This window comes from Haloarcula halophila, from assembly GCF_029278565.1.
Taxonomy (GTDB): Archaea; Halobacteriota; Halobacteria; order Halobacteriales; family Haloarculaceae; genus Haloarcula; species Haloarcula halophila.
In genome coordinates, this window is record NZ_CP119559.1 from 1,239,522 (window position 1) to 1,257,846 (window position 18,325).

An 18,325-nucleotide genomic window follows, 5' to 3' on the forward strand; every position below is an offset into this window, starting at 1 on the left:
AGACCGGTCTGGCCACGGTATCGGACTTAAACCTACACCAGAAGTCCCGTCCCGGTGATAGCCGCGAAGTACGCCACAGTCGCCGAGAGCAGTGCCAGCCCGACACGGTATCCCACGAGCGCGCGATCGAGTCCACGACGGAGGCCGACTGCCAGCGTCGTCAGAACAGCGGCGAGGAGCAAAATATACCAGCCCACGACGGGGCCAAGCACCGAGACAGAGACAGTCGAAACCGGACCGGTCGTGCCGATCGAACCGGCGAGGGCGACCGTCGCTCCTCCGACGAGCGGGCCAAACAGCCCAGCCGTGTTGGTGAGCGTCCCAGTGATCTGTGAGAGGTCTCGGCGAGTCTCTGCTTCGACCTCGCGGAGATCGGAGAGGTGCTCCCCCATCTCGGTCACGACCTGGCCTGCCGGTGGGCCGATCGTGGCCGCCGCCGACAACAGTGCTACCGCCTCACGGACGCGGCGGCTCGGGAGCGTCGCGAGGGGACCGTATTCACCGGTGAATGCCTCGTCGACGGTGAGCCCGAGCCGCCGTTGGCGACACGACGCTGCGTCCAGCACCGCAGCGAGTGGGGCCTGACTCTCGTCGGCGACGGTCCCTATCGCCGTCTCGACGGCTTCCCCGCGATCGATCCGTCGGCCGAGTGCCTGGAGTGCCGACGGGAGAGCGGACTCGACCGCGACGACGTGCTTTCGAACCGTAACGACCGGACGGTAGGCGACGACGAGCGCTGTCCCCATCCCGGACCCGAGCACGGCTACAGGGACACCCCACACTGGGAGCAGTGCAGTTCCGAGGGCGAGACAGCCCCCGCCGACCGTGAGACCGGCCAGGAGGCCACGCCACGGACTGTCGGGGACCTCGGGATGACTCCGAGGGACCGTAACCGGTGGGAACGCGACAGGCCGTTTGGCGAGAAGCCAGGCACCGGCGACGACGAGTCCCAACGGGAGGACGACGACGTAGACGGCGACCAGAGACGAGCCGGTGACCGGAATCCCTGCCATCCCAGCGGCCGGGACGAGCGCGACGAGCGCGAGCGGGAGCAAGACGCCGAACGCGTACAGCGCCGTCGTCGGGACCCGGAGGGCAGCGGCGAAGGAGGCCATCTCCTCGCGCGTGCCATCGAGTAACAGCCGTCGCGTCGTTGCGAGGATCTCGCTCCGTTCGTCGGCAGGGGCTCCGGCGGCACGCTCGACACCGGTAAGTGCACGTTCCAGCGCCGGGAACGTCTCCCCCCACTCGTCGGCGAACGTCCGAAGGCCGCTGTGAGGGGAGTCACGCGCCCGCTGGTGGTGGGTCGCAAGGCTCTCGGCGAGCAGTCCCGATCCCGTCCGGCTCGCGAACGCCGCCGCCCGTTCGGTTGTCGGCCACAGTTCGACCGCGAGGACGAGCCTGGTAACGAGCGAGGGCGCGGTACCGAGCGCACGGATACGTCGCGCCTGTGCCGCCAGTTCGATGCCGTACCGGCCACCGATCAGAGCGAAGCCGGCCAGCGAGATGAGGGTGATCCCACCCACACGGCTCCCGAAGAGGACGACCACCGCGATGCCACCGCCGGAGAGTACCGCCGTGATCACGTAACTCACCACCAGGATCGCTTCGGGAGTCGTCTCGATGTCCAGAAGCCGACAGGCACGACGGTATGACTCGGGGACCGACACCGAGAGCGCCCATATGGACGGAGACGCGCCGCTCACAGCTGTTGCTCCCGGCTGAGGTTCGCAGTGTCTGTATGGCTGCCGCCACCATCCCGAATCGTTTCCGAGCGAGTCGCGACTACGGACCGTATCTCGCTGTAGGATTCGGGCGGTCGTGCAAGTGTGTCGAGCAACCGGCTGTTTCCCCGATCGAGAACGCCGGTCGGCTCCGTCGTGTCACCGTCCCGGGCGAACAGTGGTTCGAACACGACACCGTGCTCCCGGTCCCGGACCTCGTCGACACGCTGGACGAACCGATCGCCGGTCGCGTCTGACTGTCCCAGCGTCACGACCAGATCAGTGACAGCGAAGGACTGCTCGGGAACGCCGAGATCGGTCACCAGGCGCTCTCTGACGGCCTGTGGCCCACCACCGTGGATCGTGCCCAGAACAGCGTCGTCTCCGTCACCGACACGCATCGCCTCATAGAGCACCGCAGCCTCTTCACCCCGGACCTCGCCGACGACCAGCGAGCCGTCGCCGAGTCGGAGCGCCGTTCTGAGTGCTTCGGCCGGGTCGACAGCCGGACCGTCTGACGTCGTCGTCCGCAGTGCCTGGACGTCCCTGCCGTCGTCCTGGAGCTGTTCGACCGGGAGCTCCGGCGTGTCTTCGATGAGGACTGTCCGGACCGAACGGGGAAGTTCCCACAGCAACGCCCCCAGCGTGGTCGTCTTGCCAGCACCACGCGGGCCCGCGACCAGACACGCGCCGCCACGCTCGACGACGACCGACAGCAGCCCCGCAACGGAAGCTGGCATGGTTCCGTTGGCGACGAGATCTGCGAGCCGCCAGAGTTCACGATCGTGGGCCCGGAAGGCGAACGCAGACCCGTCACTGACCGGGTCGGCGACACCAGCGACGCGGATCCGTCGGCTGTTGACGCTCGTCGTGGCGTCGAGCGTGGGACTTGCCCGGGAGAACGCCCGGCCGCTCGACCGGCGGAACTGCGAGGCCAGTGCCCGGACACCCTCGACAGAGAGCCTGACGTTGGTCTCCATCGTCTCGCCGTCGACGCGGACCCGGAGCCGCGTCTGGGCGGCCGGGGCGGTCACGAAGACGTCCGAGACGCGCGGGTCGACGAAGAAGTCCTGTAAGATGCCTACCCCCTCGGTGTGTTTGGCCAGTACGGAGCCGACAGTCGCGGCTGTGGCCCCGTCTTCAGCGACGGCACTCGCGGCCTGATACGGTGTCAGCGTGTCACCGGTTCCCGAACGCGCGAGGCGGCCGTAGGCCTCCGAGAGGAGTTCGGTCGTCGCAGGTTCGAACCGTGACTCACGCGGTTCTAGGTGGTAGCGATCCATCTCACCGCTGCGTTCGTACTGCCGAACGACCGCCTCCGTCTCGGTCCGCCACCGATCGACGAGTACCGCGTCGCCTGGCGGTGTCTCGGCGACCCGCGCGTCGCTAACTGTCGGTCCGACGTAGGCGCTCAGGGCGGTCTCGTAGTCGTTCGACCGCTCGCTCGCGACGGCGAGCCCCGTCTCTGCCGCCATGGTCGCGACTGGGCCGGCCCGCCCGACCGCTTCCTCGGCTGCTGCCAGGGGATCGGTCCGTGCCCGGTCGGCCAGTCGCTCGTCGATCGTGGCGACACGGGCCGCGAACCGACCGGCGGCACACAGCAGTGCTGCCGATCCGTCGAGGTAAGCCCGTTCTAGTCCGCAGTCGCTCGTGACGACTCGGTCGATCGAGCGGGCGCTCGACGCCTCGACGACGGTCGCCCGGCAGGCGTGTTCGGCGGCCAGGTCGCCCCCACCCGGACAGTCGCCTGCGTCGACCCGAAGCAACGAACCGTCGACTGTCGTCCGACAGCGACAGTCGGGCTCGTCGGTCGAACCCAGTAGCAGGTCACGCATGGTCCACCGTGGCCCCGGCATCCGATTTAAATCGCCGGACGGTCACCACCATCCGTCCGTCGTCGAGTCGGTAACCGAACACGAGGCGATGTGTTCCGGCGCCCCGAAGTGTGAGGTCGGTTCCCGTCGTCCGGAGGGGGAGGCCGACGAGCCGTCGTCGCGTCTGACCGCGGTCACCGACGCGCCAGGTCGCGACAGTCGCGTTGCTGTCGGTGGTGATCGACAGGGAGCGGATCCTGCTCCGGGTGAACGATCGGTGTGGGAGCCGGACGTCGACTCGCAGTTGCGCACCGGGACCGACGGCCGGATCGTCGCGCTCGACCATCGCTTGGAGCCGCGTCGACAGCGTATCGAGTTGGCGAGCAACGGTCGCGTCGGCGTGGTCGGCCCGGACAGTTCTGATACCCGGCATACTCGCGCCGATCAGTGCCGCCGCGATCACGACCGCGAGGACCAGCCGGACGATCACAGCAGCGACCGGATGCGAGCCAACACGCCGGCCCGAGTTTGGTCCTCGCCGGAGCGATGCGATCCGCCGGTCCGCCCGGACTCGTCACCGACTGTCCTGGGTGGTCTGACTCCATCGGCGTCCTGGCCTGTGCCGTCCTGCGGTGTCCCTGTCTGATCCACGTCGGCCAGTCCGTCGATCTGATCGCGGTTCGGAGCCGGGGACTGCTCGCGGTGTTCGCTGGACCGACCGCCCTCGGCGCGGCGTGACCGTTGCTGTATCGCCGGCCGATCCTGTACTGTCGATCCGGTGGCATCCGGTTGTGGATCTGGCTCCCGTGGCGCCTGCCGGGATTCGAGACGGTCTTCGAGTCGGTCGACGGCTGCCAGCGCGGCGTCGGCACGCTGTTCGACGTCCTCGTTGACCGATTTGACCGAGCCGACGTAGCCACGGAGTGCCTGGGTCGCGGCCTCCAGCTCGGTCACTCGCTCGTCCAGCAGGGCCAATCGGTCTTCGACGTCGGCGACTCTGGGTTCTAGCTCCGCGACGGCCTCGGCGTCGGGCAGCGTCTTTTCGCCTTCGGTCATCGCTCGCTCGACGGCACTGACCCGTTCTGACAGTGTCTCGCTGTCTGCCATGTCCGCGGTTGGCCCCGTGTTGGTATTTGAACCCTCGTCCGAGTGACCGCGGCGACGGTGACCACTTTCACCGTGGTCGCAACACCTCTTTAGGCGGGGACGGCATACGCACGGACGAATGACACGGGTGATACACACGGGCGACACCCACCTGGGGTACCAGCAGTACCACGTCCCCGAGCGTCGCCGGGACTTCCTGGCGGCGTTCCGGCAGGTCGTCGACGACGCCATCGAGGACGGGGTCGACGCCGTCGTCCACGCCGGAGACCTGTTCCACGACCGTCGTCCCTCCCTGACCGACATCATGGGGACGCTCTCGGTTCTCGAAGAACTCGACGACGCCGATATCCCGTTTCTCGCCGTCGTGGGAAACCACGAGGCAAAGCGGGACGCACAGTGGCTCGACCTCTACGAGTCGCTGGGGCTCGCGACCCGCTTGGACGACGAGCCGACCGTGGTCGGCGATACGGCGTTCTACGGGCTCGATTTCGTCCCGCGGTCCCAGCGTGACTCCCTGTCCTACGAGTTCGCCCCCCACGACGCCGACCACGCCGCGCTCGTCACCCACGGGCTGTTCCAGCCCTTCGACTACGGCGACTGGGACGCCGAGGTCGTCCTGAACGAGTCCTCGGTGGCGTTCGACGCGCTTCTCTTGGGAGACAACCACGCACCCGCCAAACAGGCGGTCGCCGACGCCTGGGTCACCTACTGCGGATCGACCGAGCGCGCGAGCGCGAGCGAACGCGAGGACCGGGGGTACAACATCGTCACCTTCGACGGGGAGGTCCGGATCACCCGACGCGGGCTCGACACCCGGGAGTTCGTCTACGTCGACGTCGACCTCGGGCCCGAAGAGGGGATCGACCGCGTGCGGAGCCAGGTCGGCCAGTACGACGTCGCGGACGCGGTCGTCATCGTGAGCATCGACGGCGACGGTGACCCCATCGCCCCGGCCAGCGTCGAGGAGTTCGCCCTCGATGCGGGTGCGCTGGTCGCCCGCGTCACGGACCACCGGGAGCTGGCGGCCGACACCGACGAGACGGACGTGAGCTTCGCGGACCCGGACGACGCCGTCGCCGAACGGGTCCGGGAACTGGGGCTGAGCGAGGCCGCCCGCGACATCGACGAAACCATCCGGGCCTCGAAGGTGGCCGACGCGAACGTCACGTCGACGGTCGAACAGCGGGTCCGTGAACTGATCGAGGACGACCCCGAGGCGCTGACTGCCGACGACGGGCCGAACGCGGCTGCGTCCGAGTCGACCGACGGGAGCGGACCGGAACAGCGCCGACCGGACGAATCGAGCGCGGACGGGTCCACGACTGGCGGTTCGCCGGCGGACGCCGAGACACGGGACGGCGAGGACCAGTCGAGCATGGAGGAGTTTATCTGATGGAGGGGAAGCGATGAAGTTCCAGCGCGTCCGGCTGGAGAACTTCAAATGCTACGACGACGCCGACCTGCGGTTAGCCCCCGGTGTCACCGTCATCCACGGACTCAACGGCAGCGGGAAGTCCTCGCTGCTTGAGGGGTGTTTCTTCGCCCTCTACGGCGCGAGAGCGATCGACGAGACCCTCGGGGACGTGGTCACGCTGGGCGCCGACGACTGCACCGTCGATCTCTGGTTCACCCACGCCGGCGAGGAGTACCATCTGACCCGCCGGGTCCGGGCGACCGGCGAGCGGGCGACGACCGCCAAGTGTGTCCTGGAAACGCCCACAGGAACCTTCGAGGGGGCGCGTGACGTGCGCGCTCGGATCACCGAACTCCTCCGGATGGACAGCGAGGCGTTCGTCAACTGCGCGTACGTCCGGCAGGGCGAGGTGAACAAGCTCATCAACGCCACTGCGAGCGACCGCCAGGACATGCTCGACGACCTCCTGCAACTCGGGAAACTGGAGACGTACCGCGAACGGGCCAGCGACGCCCGCGTGGGGGTCAAGCGTGTCCGAAATGGAAAACAAGAGCGGCTCGAACAACTGGACGAACAGATCGACGAGAAGGAGTCACAGGACCTCCACGAGCGACTCAACGGGCTAGAGACGGAACTCAACGAGGTCCAGTCCGACATCGAGCGCATCGAGGACCAACAGTCGACCGCCGAACAGACCCGCGATCAGGCCGAGTCCGTCCTCGACGAGTACGAGGAGAAACAGACCGAACTGGCGGAACTGACCGAGGACATCGACTCCCTGGAGACGACGATCACCGAGGCCGAGAGCGAACGGGAGCAGCTCAAAGACGAGCTCTCGGAGCGCAAGAGTGACCGCGACTCACTGCGGGCTGATCTCGACGAGCAGGTCACCGAGACCGAACTCGACAGCGCCGACCGGGACGCCGTCACGGCCCGGATCGACGAGTTGGACGAACGGGGGGAGGAATTGCGATCCCGCATCGAGAGCCAGAAGGTCGAAGCACAGAAACACAGCGGCGAGGCAGAGAGCCTGACCGAACAGGCCGAGGACCTGGCCTCGCGTGTGGAGACGAAGCGCCAGAGCGCCGCGGAACTGGAGTCGGAACTGGCCGACACACGCGAGACCATCGCCGAGCGACGCGAGAAACTCTCGGAGATCGACGACGAGATCGAGTCGGTCGAGGCGACCTTCGAGGCCGCCGAGATCGACCGGGACGGGGTCGACGCCCACCGGGAGTCGGTCGCTACGGAACTGGCGGAGACCCGCCAGCGGGTGACCGAACTGGAGACGCGACTGGAGAACGAGCGGTCCTCGCTCGCCGAGGCCGAGGCGCTGCTGGAGGAGGGGAAATGTCCCGAGTGTGGCCAGGACGTCACGGGGTCACCGCACGTCGAGTCCATCGAGGACGACCGCGAGCGGATCGCCGACCTCGAAGCCGACCTGGCCGACGCTCGGGAGACGGTCGAGCGCCTAGAAGACGACCTCGAAGCGGCCGAGGAGTTGGCCGAGGCCGCCGACCGACTGGCACGGCTCCGCGACAACCGCTCGACGGTCGTCCAGTTGATCGAGGAGAAGGAGTCGGGGTTGGACGACGACGAGGAACGCGTCGACGAACTCCGAGCGGACGCCGACGAGTTGGAGGCCGAGGCCGACGCGAAACGCGAGGCCGCCGAGGCGGCACGGGAACGGGCCGCGGAGTGCCGGTCGACGATCGGCGAGTGCAACCAGGAACACCAGACAGTCAAGGAGTCGATCGCACAGTTAGAGGGGGTACTGGAGCTACTGGACGGGATCGAGAACTGTGAGAACGACATCGAGCAACTCCGTAGCCGGCGGGCACAGCTCGCCGAGGTCAACGACGAGCGCCGCGAGCGCCTGGCCGAGAAACGCGAACGGAAACAGGAACTGGCCGAGGCAGTCGACGAGTCACGGGTCGAGGAGGCCCGCTCGGAGAAAGAGCGGGCCGAGGCGTACGTGGAGAAGGCCGAGGCGAAACTGGCGGAGTTGCGCGAACGCCGGGACGACCTCCAGAGCGCCATCGGCGGCGTCCGCTCCGAGCTTGACGAACTGGAGTCGCTGCGCGAGCGACGGGCATCGCTGGCCGGGACCCTCGACCGCCTGGAGCAGTTGTACGACGAAGCCGAACAGCTCCAGGAGATGTACGGGACGCTGCGGGCACAACTCCGCCAGCGAAACGTCGAGACGCTCGAACGGATGCTCAACGAGACCTTCGAGTTGGTCTACCAGAACGACTCGTACTCCCACATCGAACTCGACGGGGAGTACGAACTGACCGTCTACCAGAAGGACGGCGACCCGCTGGAGCCCGAACAGCTCTCGGGGGGCGAACGCGCGCTGTTCAACCTCAGTCTGCGGTGTGCGATCTACCGGCTGCTCGCGGAGGGGATCGAGGGGTCGGCACCGATGCCGCCGCTGATCCTCGACGAGCCGACGGTGTTCCTGGACTCGGGCCACGTCACCCGGTTGCTCGACCTGATCGAGTACATGCGTGACGAGGTCGGCGTCGAACAGATCCTCGTGGTCAGCCACGACGACGAACTCGTCGGGGCCGCCGACGATCTGGTCCGGGTGGAGAAAGACGCGACCACGAACCGCTCGCGTGTCGAACGGGTCGAGGCGACCGTCGCCGAGTTGGTCTAACGGGCGTCGAGGGCAGCCAGGGCGTCGGCCGTCGTCTCGGTCGCGTCGTAGCCCCGCTGGCCGGCGACCGACGCCTCCGTGACCAGCCCGGCCGCGCGGAACTCCCCGAGCAGGCCGTGGAGGTCGCTCTCACAGAGATCGTAGCTGCCCAGCAGATCCGTCACCGCGAGCGGCCCGCGGGCGTCGAGTTCCACGAGCAGCCCCAGCGAGCGGTCGTCGTGGGCTGCCGTGAGAAGTCGACGGACCGGATCTGACACCGCCGCCGCGGCGGTCTCCAGCGGCGACTCGCCCTCGACGGGTTCGAGTCGGTCGTTGGGGACGTGCGTTCGCTCGCCGGTCTCGGGGTCTCTGACCAGACTCGCGTCGCTGGACCGTTTGAGCAGCAGATAGCGCGTGCCCGACTCGTCGCGGACGGTTCGCATACGGGGCTGTAGCCGGGGTCGACGGTTAGCCGTTGCGTTCGATCGGCTCCGTGTCGGGCGACGCCGACTCGTCACTGTCGTCGTCCGTGTCCTCGTCACCGTCGTCGTCCTCGCGGTCGTTCATGAACTGACGATAGCGGAAGTACCCGTAGGCAAAGGCGATAGCGCCGACGAGAAACACCTGGACGCCGCGGTCCGTCTGCCCCTCGAAGTAGATGATCATCGGGCCGACCGACAGCCCGAACAGCGCGACGTTGAACACGACGACGAGTTTCCAGAACAACCCGGAGATCTCGCTGGCGGAGCCGTCCCGCGGCGGCTCCGGTGCTGACGGTGCTTCGGGGATTGACGGCCCGAGACTGTCGGGGTCGAACTCCTCGGGTTCGTGGACGCTCTTCTCGTTGACGACACTCGGGCCGGAATCCGAGTCGTCCTCGTCGGGGGGCAGGACCACGACCGTGCTACGGGAGCCCAGCGAAAAAGCGTTCCCGGTCTGTCGCGGCCGCTGGGCGGTCGGACACCGCGGGCTCCGACGCGCTTCAGTTGATCTCGTCCAGTGGCATCGTCACGTCCGACTGGAGCCACGCGAGCGGGTTCTGGGCGTCGTAGAACACTGTCCCGTTGTCCACCTCGTAGGTCTCCGTCGTCTGGATCGCGTCCGGGAGCGCCGGCTCCGAACGCAGTTGCTCCGACCGGTCCGCCTCGCCGTCTGGGGATGCGTGGTGCGACATGGGACTTCGTCGTCCGGTATGACACAGCATAACATATACTTTCTGCCCACGACAATTTCGACCGCCGGTGTTTTCATCGGGCACCTCGAAGGACGGCCAATGAGTGACGAGAGTCAGCGAGCCCTCGGGGATTTCACGGGAGGGAGCGCCAGCGACGACCGGCCGGCCGACGAGGCGGCAGCAGTCGCCGGAAACGACGACAGCCACGCGACCGTCGTCGACATCGACGAGCAGCAGTTCCCGGCCGTCGAGGAGACTGTCGAGTTCGTCGTGACCCAGGTCGACTACACCGTCGAGGGACGGGGCGACGACGAGTTCCCCGTCGTCCACGTCTTTGGCCGGACCGACGACAACGAGGCCGTCCACGCCGAGATCTACGAGTTCAAGCCGTACTTCTACGCGCCCGCGTCGTCGGTCTCGCCCGACCAACTCCGCCAGTACGACCGCATCACCGGCTGGGAGGAGACCGACGCCGACGGCGAGCCCTACGAGTCGATCCGGGGCGAACGACTGGTCAAGATCTTCGGACAGACCCCACGGGACGTGGGCCAGATGCGGGACGATTTCGACCACTACGAGGCGGACATCCTCTTCCCCAACCGCCTGCTCATCGACAAGGACATCACCAGCGGCGTCCGCGTGCCGGCCCGCGAGAGCGAGGACGGGAGCCTGACGGTCCACCACAGCGAGGTCGACCCCGTCGAGGCCAGTGCCGATCCGCGAGTCAACACCTTCGACATCGAGGTCGACGACCGCTCGGGCTTTCCGGAAGACGGCGAGGAGCCGATCGTCTGTCTCACCTCACACGACTCCTACGACGACGAGTACATCCTCTGGCTGTATCAGTCGCCCGAAGGCGTCGACGGCCCCGAAGCGCTGGCCGGCTACGACCCGATCGGCGACGACGACCTCGACGTCGACGTCAGGATCTTCGAACGGGAGGAGGCGATGCTGGAGGCGTTCGTCGACTACATCGTCGGGACCGATCCCGACGTGCTGACGGGGTGGAACTTCGACGACTTCGACGCACCGTACCTGCTGGACCGGCTCGATGAACTCCGGAGTTTCGACCACGACTACGACCTCGACATCGACCGCCTCTCGCGGGTCGACGAGGTCTGGCGCAGCGACTGGCAGGGGCCCGACATCAAGGGACGAGTCGTCTTCGACCTCCTGTATGCCTACAAGCGCACGCAGTTCACCGAACTGGAGTCCTACCGGCTGGACGCCGTCGGCGAGCAGGAACTCGGCGTCGGCAAGGAACGGTACGCCGGCGACATCGGCGATCTCTGGGAGGACGACCCCGAGCGCCTGCTGGAGTACAACCTCCGTGACGTGGAGCTCTGTGTCGAACTCGACCGCGAACAGGACATCGTGGATTTCTGGGACGAGGTCCGGACGTTCGTCGGCTGTAAGCTCGAAGACGCGACCACCCCCGGCGACGCCGTCGACATGTACGTCCTCCACAAACTCCACGGTGAGTTCGCACTGCCCTCGAAAGGCCAGCAGGAGAGCGAGGACTACGAGGGAGGAGCGGTCTTCGACCCGATCACCGGCGTCCGGGAGAACGTCACGGTGCTGGACCTGAAATCGCTGTACCCGATGTGTATGGTGACGACCAACGCCAGCCCGGAGACGAAAGTCGATCCCGAGCGCTACGACGGCGAGACCTACCGCGCACCCAACGGGACCCACTTCCGGAAGGAGCCGGACGGCGTCATCCGGGAGATGGTCGACGAACTCCTGACGGAACGGGAAGAGAAGAAGGAGCGGCGGAACTCGTTCGATCCCGACAATCCGGAGTACGAGCGCTTAGACCGCCAACAAGCGGCAGTGAAGGTGATCATGAATAGTTTGTACGGCGTGTTGGGATGGGACCGGTTCCGCCTGTACGACAAGGAGATGGGCGCAGCCGTCACCGCTACGGGTCGGGACGTGATCGACTACACCGACGAAGTCGTCGCAGGCGAGGGGTACGAGGTCGTATACGGGGACACCGACTCCGTCATGTTACAGCTGGGGGATGTTTCGGCCGAGGATATCGATAGCAGCGTCGAGATCACCGACGCGATGCGGGAGAAACATCCCGAGATGGACGAACCGGAGTTAGAGACGATCGCGGCGACGATCCAGAAAGGCTTCGAGCTAGAGGAGACGATCAACGCCTCCTACGACGACTTCGCCAGCGACCGGCTAAACGCCGACGACCACCGCTTCCAGATCGAGTTCGAGAAACTCTACCGGCGGTTCTTCCAGGCGGGCAAAAAGAAACGCTACGCCGGCCACATCGTCTGGAAGGAGGGCAAGGACGTTGACGACATCGACATCACGGGCTTCGAGTACCAGCGGTCGGACATCGCGCCGATCACCAAGCGGGTCCAGAAGGAGGTCATCGACCGGATCGTCCACGGCGAGGACGCCGAGTCGATCAAGGAGTACGTCGGCGAGGTGATCGAGGACTACCAGGCCGGGAACGTCGACCTCGACGACGTGGGCATCCCCGGTGGCATCGGGAAGAAACTGGACAACTACGACACCGACACGGCACAGGTCAGGGGTGCGAAGTACGCCAACCTCCTGTTGGGGACGAACTTCCAGAGCGGGTCGAAACCGAAGCGTCTCTACCTGGATCGGGTCCACTCGGACTTCTTCGAGCGTATCGAGGCCGAGCAGGGGCTGGACCCGGCACAGGACCCGCTGTACGGGGAGTTCCGCCGGGACCCCGACGTGATCTGTTTCGAGTACGCCGACCAGATCCCCGAGGAGTTCGAGGTCGACTGGGACAAGATGCTCGACAAGACGCTGAAAGGGCCGATCGCCCGGATCCTCGAAGCCCTGGACATCTCCTGGGAGGAGGTCAAGAGCGGCCAGGAACAGACCGGGCTCGGCCAGTTCATGTAGCTCCGGTCAGAGCGATTATAACGGCGGCTGACGACGGGACCGTAGATGGTCGAACTCGACGACGAGACCCCCCGAGTGGGCGGTACCGACGGCCGGTCGATCTACGAGCGGGCGCTGGGTGAGGAGTTCACGGCGCTGCACCCGAAGATCCAGGAGCGGTTCGGGTTCACGAGCGCCGACGGCGTGGCCTGTATCGGCCGCGGGACGATGGAGTACGTCCGAAACGGCGGGCCACACCTGCTGCCGTTCCTGTGGTTCGGTGCGACACACAACACGATGTTCCCCGAGCAGAACACCGCGGTCCCGTTCACGATCCGGAACTACGCCTACGAGGACGCGTTCGGACGGGAGACGGTGACGTGGCTGCGGCGGTTCGATATGCCCCGGCGCCGGCGGTTCGACGCCGCGATGATCTACAGCGAAGAGCGGGAGCGGATCGTCGATTACCTCGGGACGCGTCACCATCTCGCGGTCGACATCGACCTGGCCGTAAGCGACCGGGGCGGCATCGAGATCACGACCGGGCCACAGCGGTTGTACGCAGTCGGGACCTGCGTGCCGTTGCCGCTGGCGCTCTCCGCACAGGCGACCGTCCACGAGTGGTACGACGACGAGACCGAACAGTTCCGCATCGCCGTGACCGTGACGAACCCGCTGGTCGGACTCGTCTTCGAGTACCGCGGCTCGTTCGAGGTCGAGTGGATCGACTGCGAAGCGGTGCCGGACGCCGTGCGGCCGGTGTCACCGACCGCCGGCGAGTGACCGCTCCGGGTCCGACCGGCCGACGGCCGTGATTCCGGACCGACCGAACGGGATTTCCCATATCCGAATATCGCTTTTCGATTCGGAAAACGAAGCGTAGAAACTCGAAACTATTATCAGCGTCACGCCCTACATTTCGGTTGACCTAAGAGACCACCATGGCAGTACTCGAAATCAACAATCTCCACGCTGAAGTCGCAGAAGAGGGCGGTGAAACGATCCTTCGCGGTGTCGACCTCGAAGTCGAGTCGGGCGAGATCCACGCGCTGATGGGACCCAACGGCTCGGGGAAATCGACAACGGCGAAGATCATCGCCGGCCACCCGGCCTACGAGGTCACCGACGGCGAGGTACTGCTTCACCTCGAGGACGACGAGTTCGGCGACGAGGTCGACATCCCCGACGACCTGCGTACCTGGGAACTGCTCGATCTGGAACCCAACGAGCGGGCCGCACTGGGCATCTTCCTGGGCTTCCAGTACCCCGCGGAGATCGAAGGCGTCACGATGGTGAACTTCCTGCGAACGGCACTCAACGCCAAACTCGAAGAACGCGAGGAACTCTTCGAGGACGAGGACGAAGCGGAAGCCGAGTCCGAGGACACCAACGAGGACGCCGCGGGCTACGACACCTCGCCGATGGAGGGCAACGTCGAAGAGGGCGAGATCGGCGTCGCCGAGTTCCAGGAGATCCTCCAGGAGAAGATGGAGCAACTGGACATGGACGAGAAGTTCGCCTCCCGCTATCTCAACGCCGGCTTCTCCGGCGGGGAGAAGAAGCAGAACGAGGTCCTCCAGGCCGCGATCCTCGAACCGTCGATCGCCGTCCTCGACGAGATCGACTCCGGGCTGGACATCGACCGTCTGCAGGACGTCTCCAACGGGATCAACGCACTCCGTGACGAGCAGGGCGCGGGGATCCTCCAGATCACCCACTACCAGCGCATCCTCGACTACGTCGAGCCCGACCACGTCCACGTGATGCTCGACGGCAAGATCGCAAAGAGCGGCGGCGCGGAGCTGGCCGAGAAGCTCGAAGACGAGGGCTACGACTGGGTCCGCGAGGAAGTTTACGAGGCCGCGTAACGCCCATCAGTCTACACCACCAAATCAACATATGAGTTCAGATCAAGACCATCTCAAAGAGACCGACACCGAAGCCCGTTTCGAGTTCAAGAAGGAGGAGAAGGCCGCCTTCGAGACCGAGAAGGGGCTGACCGAGGAGACCGTCCGGGTCATCTCGGAAGACAAGGACGAGCCCGAGTGGATGCTCCAGCGGCGTCTGCGCGCGCTCGAACAGTTCCAGGAGATGCCGATGCCGACCGGCTGGCCGGGCGCACCGGACCTCTCGGAGGTCGACATCGACCACATCGTCCCTTACATCCGGCCCGACATCGAGACACGCGGCGGCGCCGAGAACTGGGAGGATCTCCCCGAGGAGATCCAGGACACCTTCGACAAACTGGGCATCCCCGAAGCCGAGAAGAACGCCCTCTCGGGCGTGGGCGCTCAGTACGAGTCGGAGATCGTCTACCAGAACATGCAGGAACAGTGGGAGGAGAAAGGCGTCATCTTCTGTGACATGGACAAGGCCGTCCAGGAGCACGAAGAACTCGTCAAAGAACACTTCATGACGAAGTGTGTCCCCCCGAGCGACAACAAGTTCGCCGCGCTCCACGGGGCCGTCTGGTCCGGTGGCTCCTTCGTCTACATCCCGGAGGACACCACGGTCAACATGCCCGTCCAGGCGTACTTCCGGATGAACAGCGAGGGGATGGGCCAGTTCGAGCACACGCTCATCATCGCCGAGGACAACTCCGAGGTCCACTACATCGAGGGCTGTTCGGCCCCGAAATACTCGGCGTTCAACCTCCACAGCGGCGGCGTCGAGGTCTTCGTCGGCGAGGACGCCCACGTCCAGTACTCCACAGTGCAAAACTGGTCGAAGAACACCTACAACCTCAACACCAAACGCGCCATCTGCGAGGCCGACGGGACGATGGAGTGGGTCTCGGGCTCGATGGGCTCGAAGGCCACGATGCTCTACCCGTCGACGGTCCTCAAGGGGCCGGGGGCGACGGACAACCACATCACCATCGCCTTCGCGGGCGAGGGCCAGGACATCGACACCGGCGCGAAGGTCTACCACAACGCGCCCGACACCAAATCGACGATCGAGTCCAAGTCCATCAGCAAGGACGGCGGCCGGACGAACTACCGCGGACTGGTCCACATCGCCGACGGCGCCGAGGGTTCCTCGACGTCCGTCGAGTGTGACGCGCTGATGTTCGACAACGAGTCCACCTCGGACACGATGCCGTACATGGAGATCCAGGAGTCGGACGTCGACGTCGCCCACGAGGCGACCGTCGGCAAGATCGGCGACGAGGACGTCTTCTACCTCCAGTCCCGCGGACTGGACGACGACGACGCGAAACAGATGATCGTCGCCGGCTTCATCGAGCCGATCACGGAGGAGCTCCCGATCGAGTACGCCGTCGAACTGAACCGCCTCATCGAACTGGAGATGGAGGGTTCGCTCGGATAACAATGAGCACGCAGGTACACGCGACACTGACAGCGGAGCAAGTCGAGCAGATCTCGGCCGATCTGGACGAGCCGGAGTGGCTGCTGGAGACGCGGCTGGAAGCGTTCGAGGCGCTCGAAGAGCTGGAGATGCCCGACGTCATCCAGACGCCGGGCCGCAAGTGGACGAACCTCGACGCCTTAGACTACGAGACGCTGGTCGACCCGCTGGAGTACGCACAGGACAAGGACCGGGTCGACGCCGAGGGCGTCGATGTCCTCTCGTGGTCCGAGGCGCTCGACGAACACGGCGACCTGATCGAAGACCACTTCGGTAGCGTCGTCGATCCACAGCGAGACTACCTCACGGCGCTGTCGACGGCGCTGTTCTCGGCCGGGACCGTCGTCTACGTCCCCGAGGGCGTCGACGCCGAGGACGTGAAGATCCGGACGACGATGAACAGCCGGTCGCTGTTCAACTACACGCTCGTCGTCGCCGAAGACTCCTCGTCGGTGACGATCCTGGAGCGCCAGACCACCGGCGAGGACGCCTCGGATGGAAGCGGTGAAACCGCGCGCGAACGGTACTACTCCGGCGTCGTCGAGGCCGTCACGGGAGAGAACGCCTACGTCCAGTACGGCACGCTCCAGAACCTCTCGGAGGAGACCTACAACTACCAGGTCAAGCGCGGCCACGCCGACACCTACAGTACCGTCGACTGGATCGACGGCAACATCGGCTCCCGGCTGACCAAGAGCAACGTCGAGACGCGCCTGCTGGGCGACTCCAGCGAGTCCCAGATCGTCGGGGCCTTCTTCGGCCACGACGACCAGCACTTCGACATCGCGAGCCGAGTCTGGCACGAGGCCGAACACACCGTCGCCGACCTCGTGACCCGCGGCGTGCTGGACGACCAGGCCCGCTCGGTCTACGAGGGCGTCCAAGACGTCGGCACCGAGGCCTGGGACACCTCCTCCTACCAGCGTGAGAACACGCTGATGCTGAGCGACGAGTCCGAGGCCGACGCCTCGCCGAAACTCATCATCAACAACCACGACACCGAGGCCTCCCACTCCGCAACGGTCGGGCAGGTCGACGAGGAGGACATGTTCTACATGACCTCCCGCGGTGTCGACCCCGAGCGCGCGAAGAACATGCTCGTGGAAGGGTTCTTCGTCCCCGTCCTCGACGAGGTCGCGGTCGACGAACTCCGCGACGACTTGGACGACCTGATCGTCCAGCGCCTCACCGAGTAACCCGACCCGCGATCGCGGTTTTTTATCGCCGTCGTTCGACCAGCGGCCGCTCGACTGGGGAGAGCGGCCGTTCCGCGGTCCGTTAGGGTACCCCCTTATTCACGTTCGGTCCCACGTCTCGGACGCGATGAGCGAATCCAACTACGCGCTCCAGGCACGGTTCGAAGCGAAGCCCGACAAGACCGAGGAAGTCGCCGAGTTCCTCGAATCCGCGCTCCCACAGGCCGAGGCCGAGGAGGGAACGACGACGTGGTTCGCGCTCCGACTCGACGAGACGACCTTCGGCATCTTCGATACGTTCCCCGACGAGGACGGTCGGCAGGCACACCTCGACGGCGAGATCGCGGCCGAACTGATGGAGCGGGCCGACGAACTGTTCGTCGAGGGGCCACAGATCGACGAGATCGAAGTCCTCGCCGCGAAACACGCCTGACCTTCGGGGACCGCCGGAGACTGCGTGACCACAACGACGATATCCGTGTCGCGTGTCCCCGGACGTATGCCCTTCGAGACGCCGGACTTGCTGGACCCGTCCGAACGCGTTCCCGACCGACTGGAACGGGAGCAGTTCCTGCTCCGTCCGCTGACGCCCGACGACGCCGGTCTCGACTACGACGCGGTGACCGAGAGCGGCGAGCGGTTACACGGGACGTTCGGATCGGACGACGAGTGGCCGACGGGACTCTCGGAGACGCAAAACCGGGTCGACGTCTGCTGGCACTACAAGGAACACCAGCGGCGGGACGCGTTCACCTACGGGGTGTTCGACACCGAGGGAACGGTCGAACTGGGCTGTCTGTACGTGCAACCGACGACGGTGACCGAGTACGACGCGGCGGTATACTACTGGGTTTCCGACGCGGCGATCGACCGTGGACTTGCGGCAGCGATCGAAACGGCATCCAGAGAGTGGATCGCGAGGGCGTGGCCGTTCGAGCGTGTCGCCTATCCCGGTCGGGACGTCCCCTGGGCGGAGTGGCCGCCCGCGGGAACCGACGGGCAGTAG

General features: G+C 66.0%; 16 protein-coding genes. 9 read left to right on the forward strand and 7 right to left on the reverse strand.

Features of this window, described 5'->3' with window-relative positions; genetic code table 11:
• Positions 1–32: 32 nt before the first annotated feature.
• From P0204_RS06555 to P0204_RS06570, 4 genes are read right to left on the reverse strand one after another with little or no spacing between them, the layout of a single operon-like run.
• A complete protein-coding gene (locus tag P0204_RS06555; RefSeq protein WP_276222727.1) occupies positions 33–1,706 on the reverse strand; it encodes a type II secretion system F family protein in 1,674 nt (557 codons plus the stop codon).
• The gene (locus tag P0204_RS06560) at positions 1,703–3,559 is read right to left on the reverse strand and encodes an ATPase, T2SS/T4P/T4SS family (protein ID WP_276222728.1); all 1,857 of its coding nucleotides are present in this window, start codon (positions 3,557–3,559) and stop codon (positions 1,703–1,705) included. Before P0204_RS06560 ends, P0204_RS06555 begins: the two co-directional genes overlap by 4 nt.
• Positions 3,552–4,028: a DUF7311 family protein gene (locus P0204_RS06565; protein ID WP_276222731.1), complete on the reverse strand. Its 477-nt coding sequence runs from the start codon at positions 4,026–4,028 to the stop codon at positions 3,552–3,554. Before P0204_RS06565 ends, P0204_RS06560 begins: the two co-directional genes overlap by 8 nt.
• Positions 4,025–4,645 (reverse strand): DUF7310 family coiled-coil domain-containing protein, encoded by a 621-nt coding sequence (locus tag P0204_RS06570; RefSeq protein WP_276222733.1) that lies wholly within the window; start codon positions 4,643–4,645, stop codon positions 4,025–4,027. The genes P0204_RS06565 and P0204_RS06570 overlap by 4 nt, the downstream gene beginning before the upstream one ends.
• Positions 4,646–4,763: 118 nt before the next feature.
• On the opposite strand from P0204_RS06570, the gene mre11 reads away from it, so the two are divergent.
• Both mre11 and rad50 read left to right on the forward strand, forming a co-directional pair.
• Positions 4,764–6,038: a DNA double-strand break repair protein Mre11 gene (mre11, locus tag P0204_RS06575; protein WP_276222734.1), complete on the forward strand. Its 1,275-nt coding sequence runs from the start codon at positions 4,764–4,766 to the stop codon at positions 6,036–6,038.
• 13 nt (positions 6,039–6,051) lie between these two features.
• Complete coding sequence (rad50, locus tag P0204_RS06580) at positions 6,052–8,721, forward strand: DNA double-strand break repair ATPase Rad50 (protein ID WP_276222736.1); 2,670 nt, start codon at positions 6,052–6,054, stop codon at positions 8,719–8,721.
• Here the strand turns inward: rad50 and P0204_RS06585 are convergent.
• The 3 genes from P0204_RS06585 to P0204_RS06595 form a co-directional block, all read right to left on the reverse strand.
• On the reverse strand, positions 8,718–9,143 hold the full coding sequence (locus tag P0204_RS06585) for a DUF7346 family protein (protein ID WP_276222737.1): 426 nt from the start codon (positions 9,141–9,143) through the stop codon (positions 8,718–8,720). The genes rad50 and P0204_RS06585 overlap by 4 nt on opposite strands.
• 25 nt (positions 9,144–9,168) lie before the next feature.
• The gene (locus tag P0204_RS06590; RefSeq protein WP_276222738.1) at positions 9,169–9,597 is read right to left on the reverse strand and encodes a DUF7322 domain-containing protein; all 429 of its coding nucleotides are present in this window, start codon (positions 9,595–9,597) and stop codon (positions 9,169–9,171) included.
• An 85-nt stretch (positions 9,598–9,682) separates the two neighbouring features.
• The gene (locus P0204_RS06595; protein WP_276222740.1) at positions 9,683–9,874 is read right to left on the reverse strand and encodes a DUF7331 family protein; all 192 of its coding nucleotides are present in this window, start codon (positions 9,872–9,874) and stop codon (positions 9,683–9,685) included.
• 99 nt (positions 9,875–9,973) lie between these two features.
• On the opposite strand from P0204_RS06595, the gene P0204_RS06600 reads away from it, so the two are divergent.
• The 7 genes from P0204_RS06600 to P0204_RS06630 all read left to right on the forward strand — a co-directional run bounded on the left by P0204_RS06600 (position 9,974) and on the right by P0204_RS06630 (position 18,325).
• On the forward strand, positions 9,974–12,775 hold the full coding sequence (locus P0204_RS06600; RefSeq protein WP_276222742.1) for a DNA-directed DNA polymerase: 2,802 nt from the start codon (positions 9,974–9,976) through the stop codon (positions 12,773–12,775).
• 45 nt (positions 12,776–12,820) lie between these two features.
• On the forward strand, positions 12,821–13,537 hold the full coding sequence (locus tag P0204_RS06605) for a DUF4166 domain-containing protein (RefSeq protein ID WP_276222743.1): 717 nt from the start codon (positions 12,821–12,823) through the stop codon (positions 13,535–13,537).
• 158 nt (positions 13,538–13,695) lie between these two features.
• Complete coding sequence (locus tag P0204_RS06610; protein WP_276222745.1) at positions 13,696–14,622, forward strand: ABC transporter ATP-binding protein; 927 nt, start codon at positions 13,696–13,698, stop codon at positions 14,620–14,622.
• Positions 14,623–14,653: 31 nt separating this feature from the next.
• On the forward strand, positions 14,654–16,084 hold the full coding sequence (gene sufB / locus P0204_RS06615; RefSeq protein WP_276222746.1) for a Fe-S cluster assembly protein SufB: 1,431 nt from the start codon (positions 14,654–14,656) through the stop codon (positions 16,082–16,084).
• Between the two features lie 2 nt (positions 16,085–16,086).
• Positions 16,087–17,319, forward strand: a complete 1,233-nt coding sequence (gene sufD / locus P0204_RS06620) for a Fe-S cluster assembly protein SufD (RefSeq protein WP_276222747.1) — start codon at positions 16,087–16,089, stop codon at positions 17,317–17,319.
• Between the two features lie 127 nt (positions 17,320–17,446).
• Positions 17,447–17,752, forward strand: coding sequence for a putative quinol monooxygenase (locus tag P0204_RS06625; RefSeq protein WP_276222748.1), 306 nt, complete (start codon positions 17,447–17,449; stop codon positions 17,750–17,752).
• Between the two features lie 66 nt (positions 17,753–17,818).
• Positions 17,819–18,325, forward strand: a complete 507-nt coding sequence (locus tag P0204_RS06630; protein WP_276222749.1) for a GNAT family N-acetyltransferase — start codon at positions 17,819–17,821, stop codon at positions 18,323–18,325.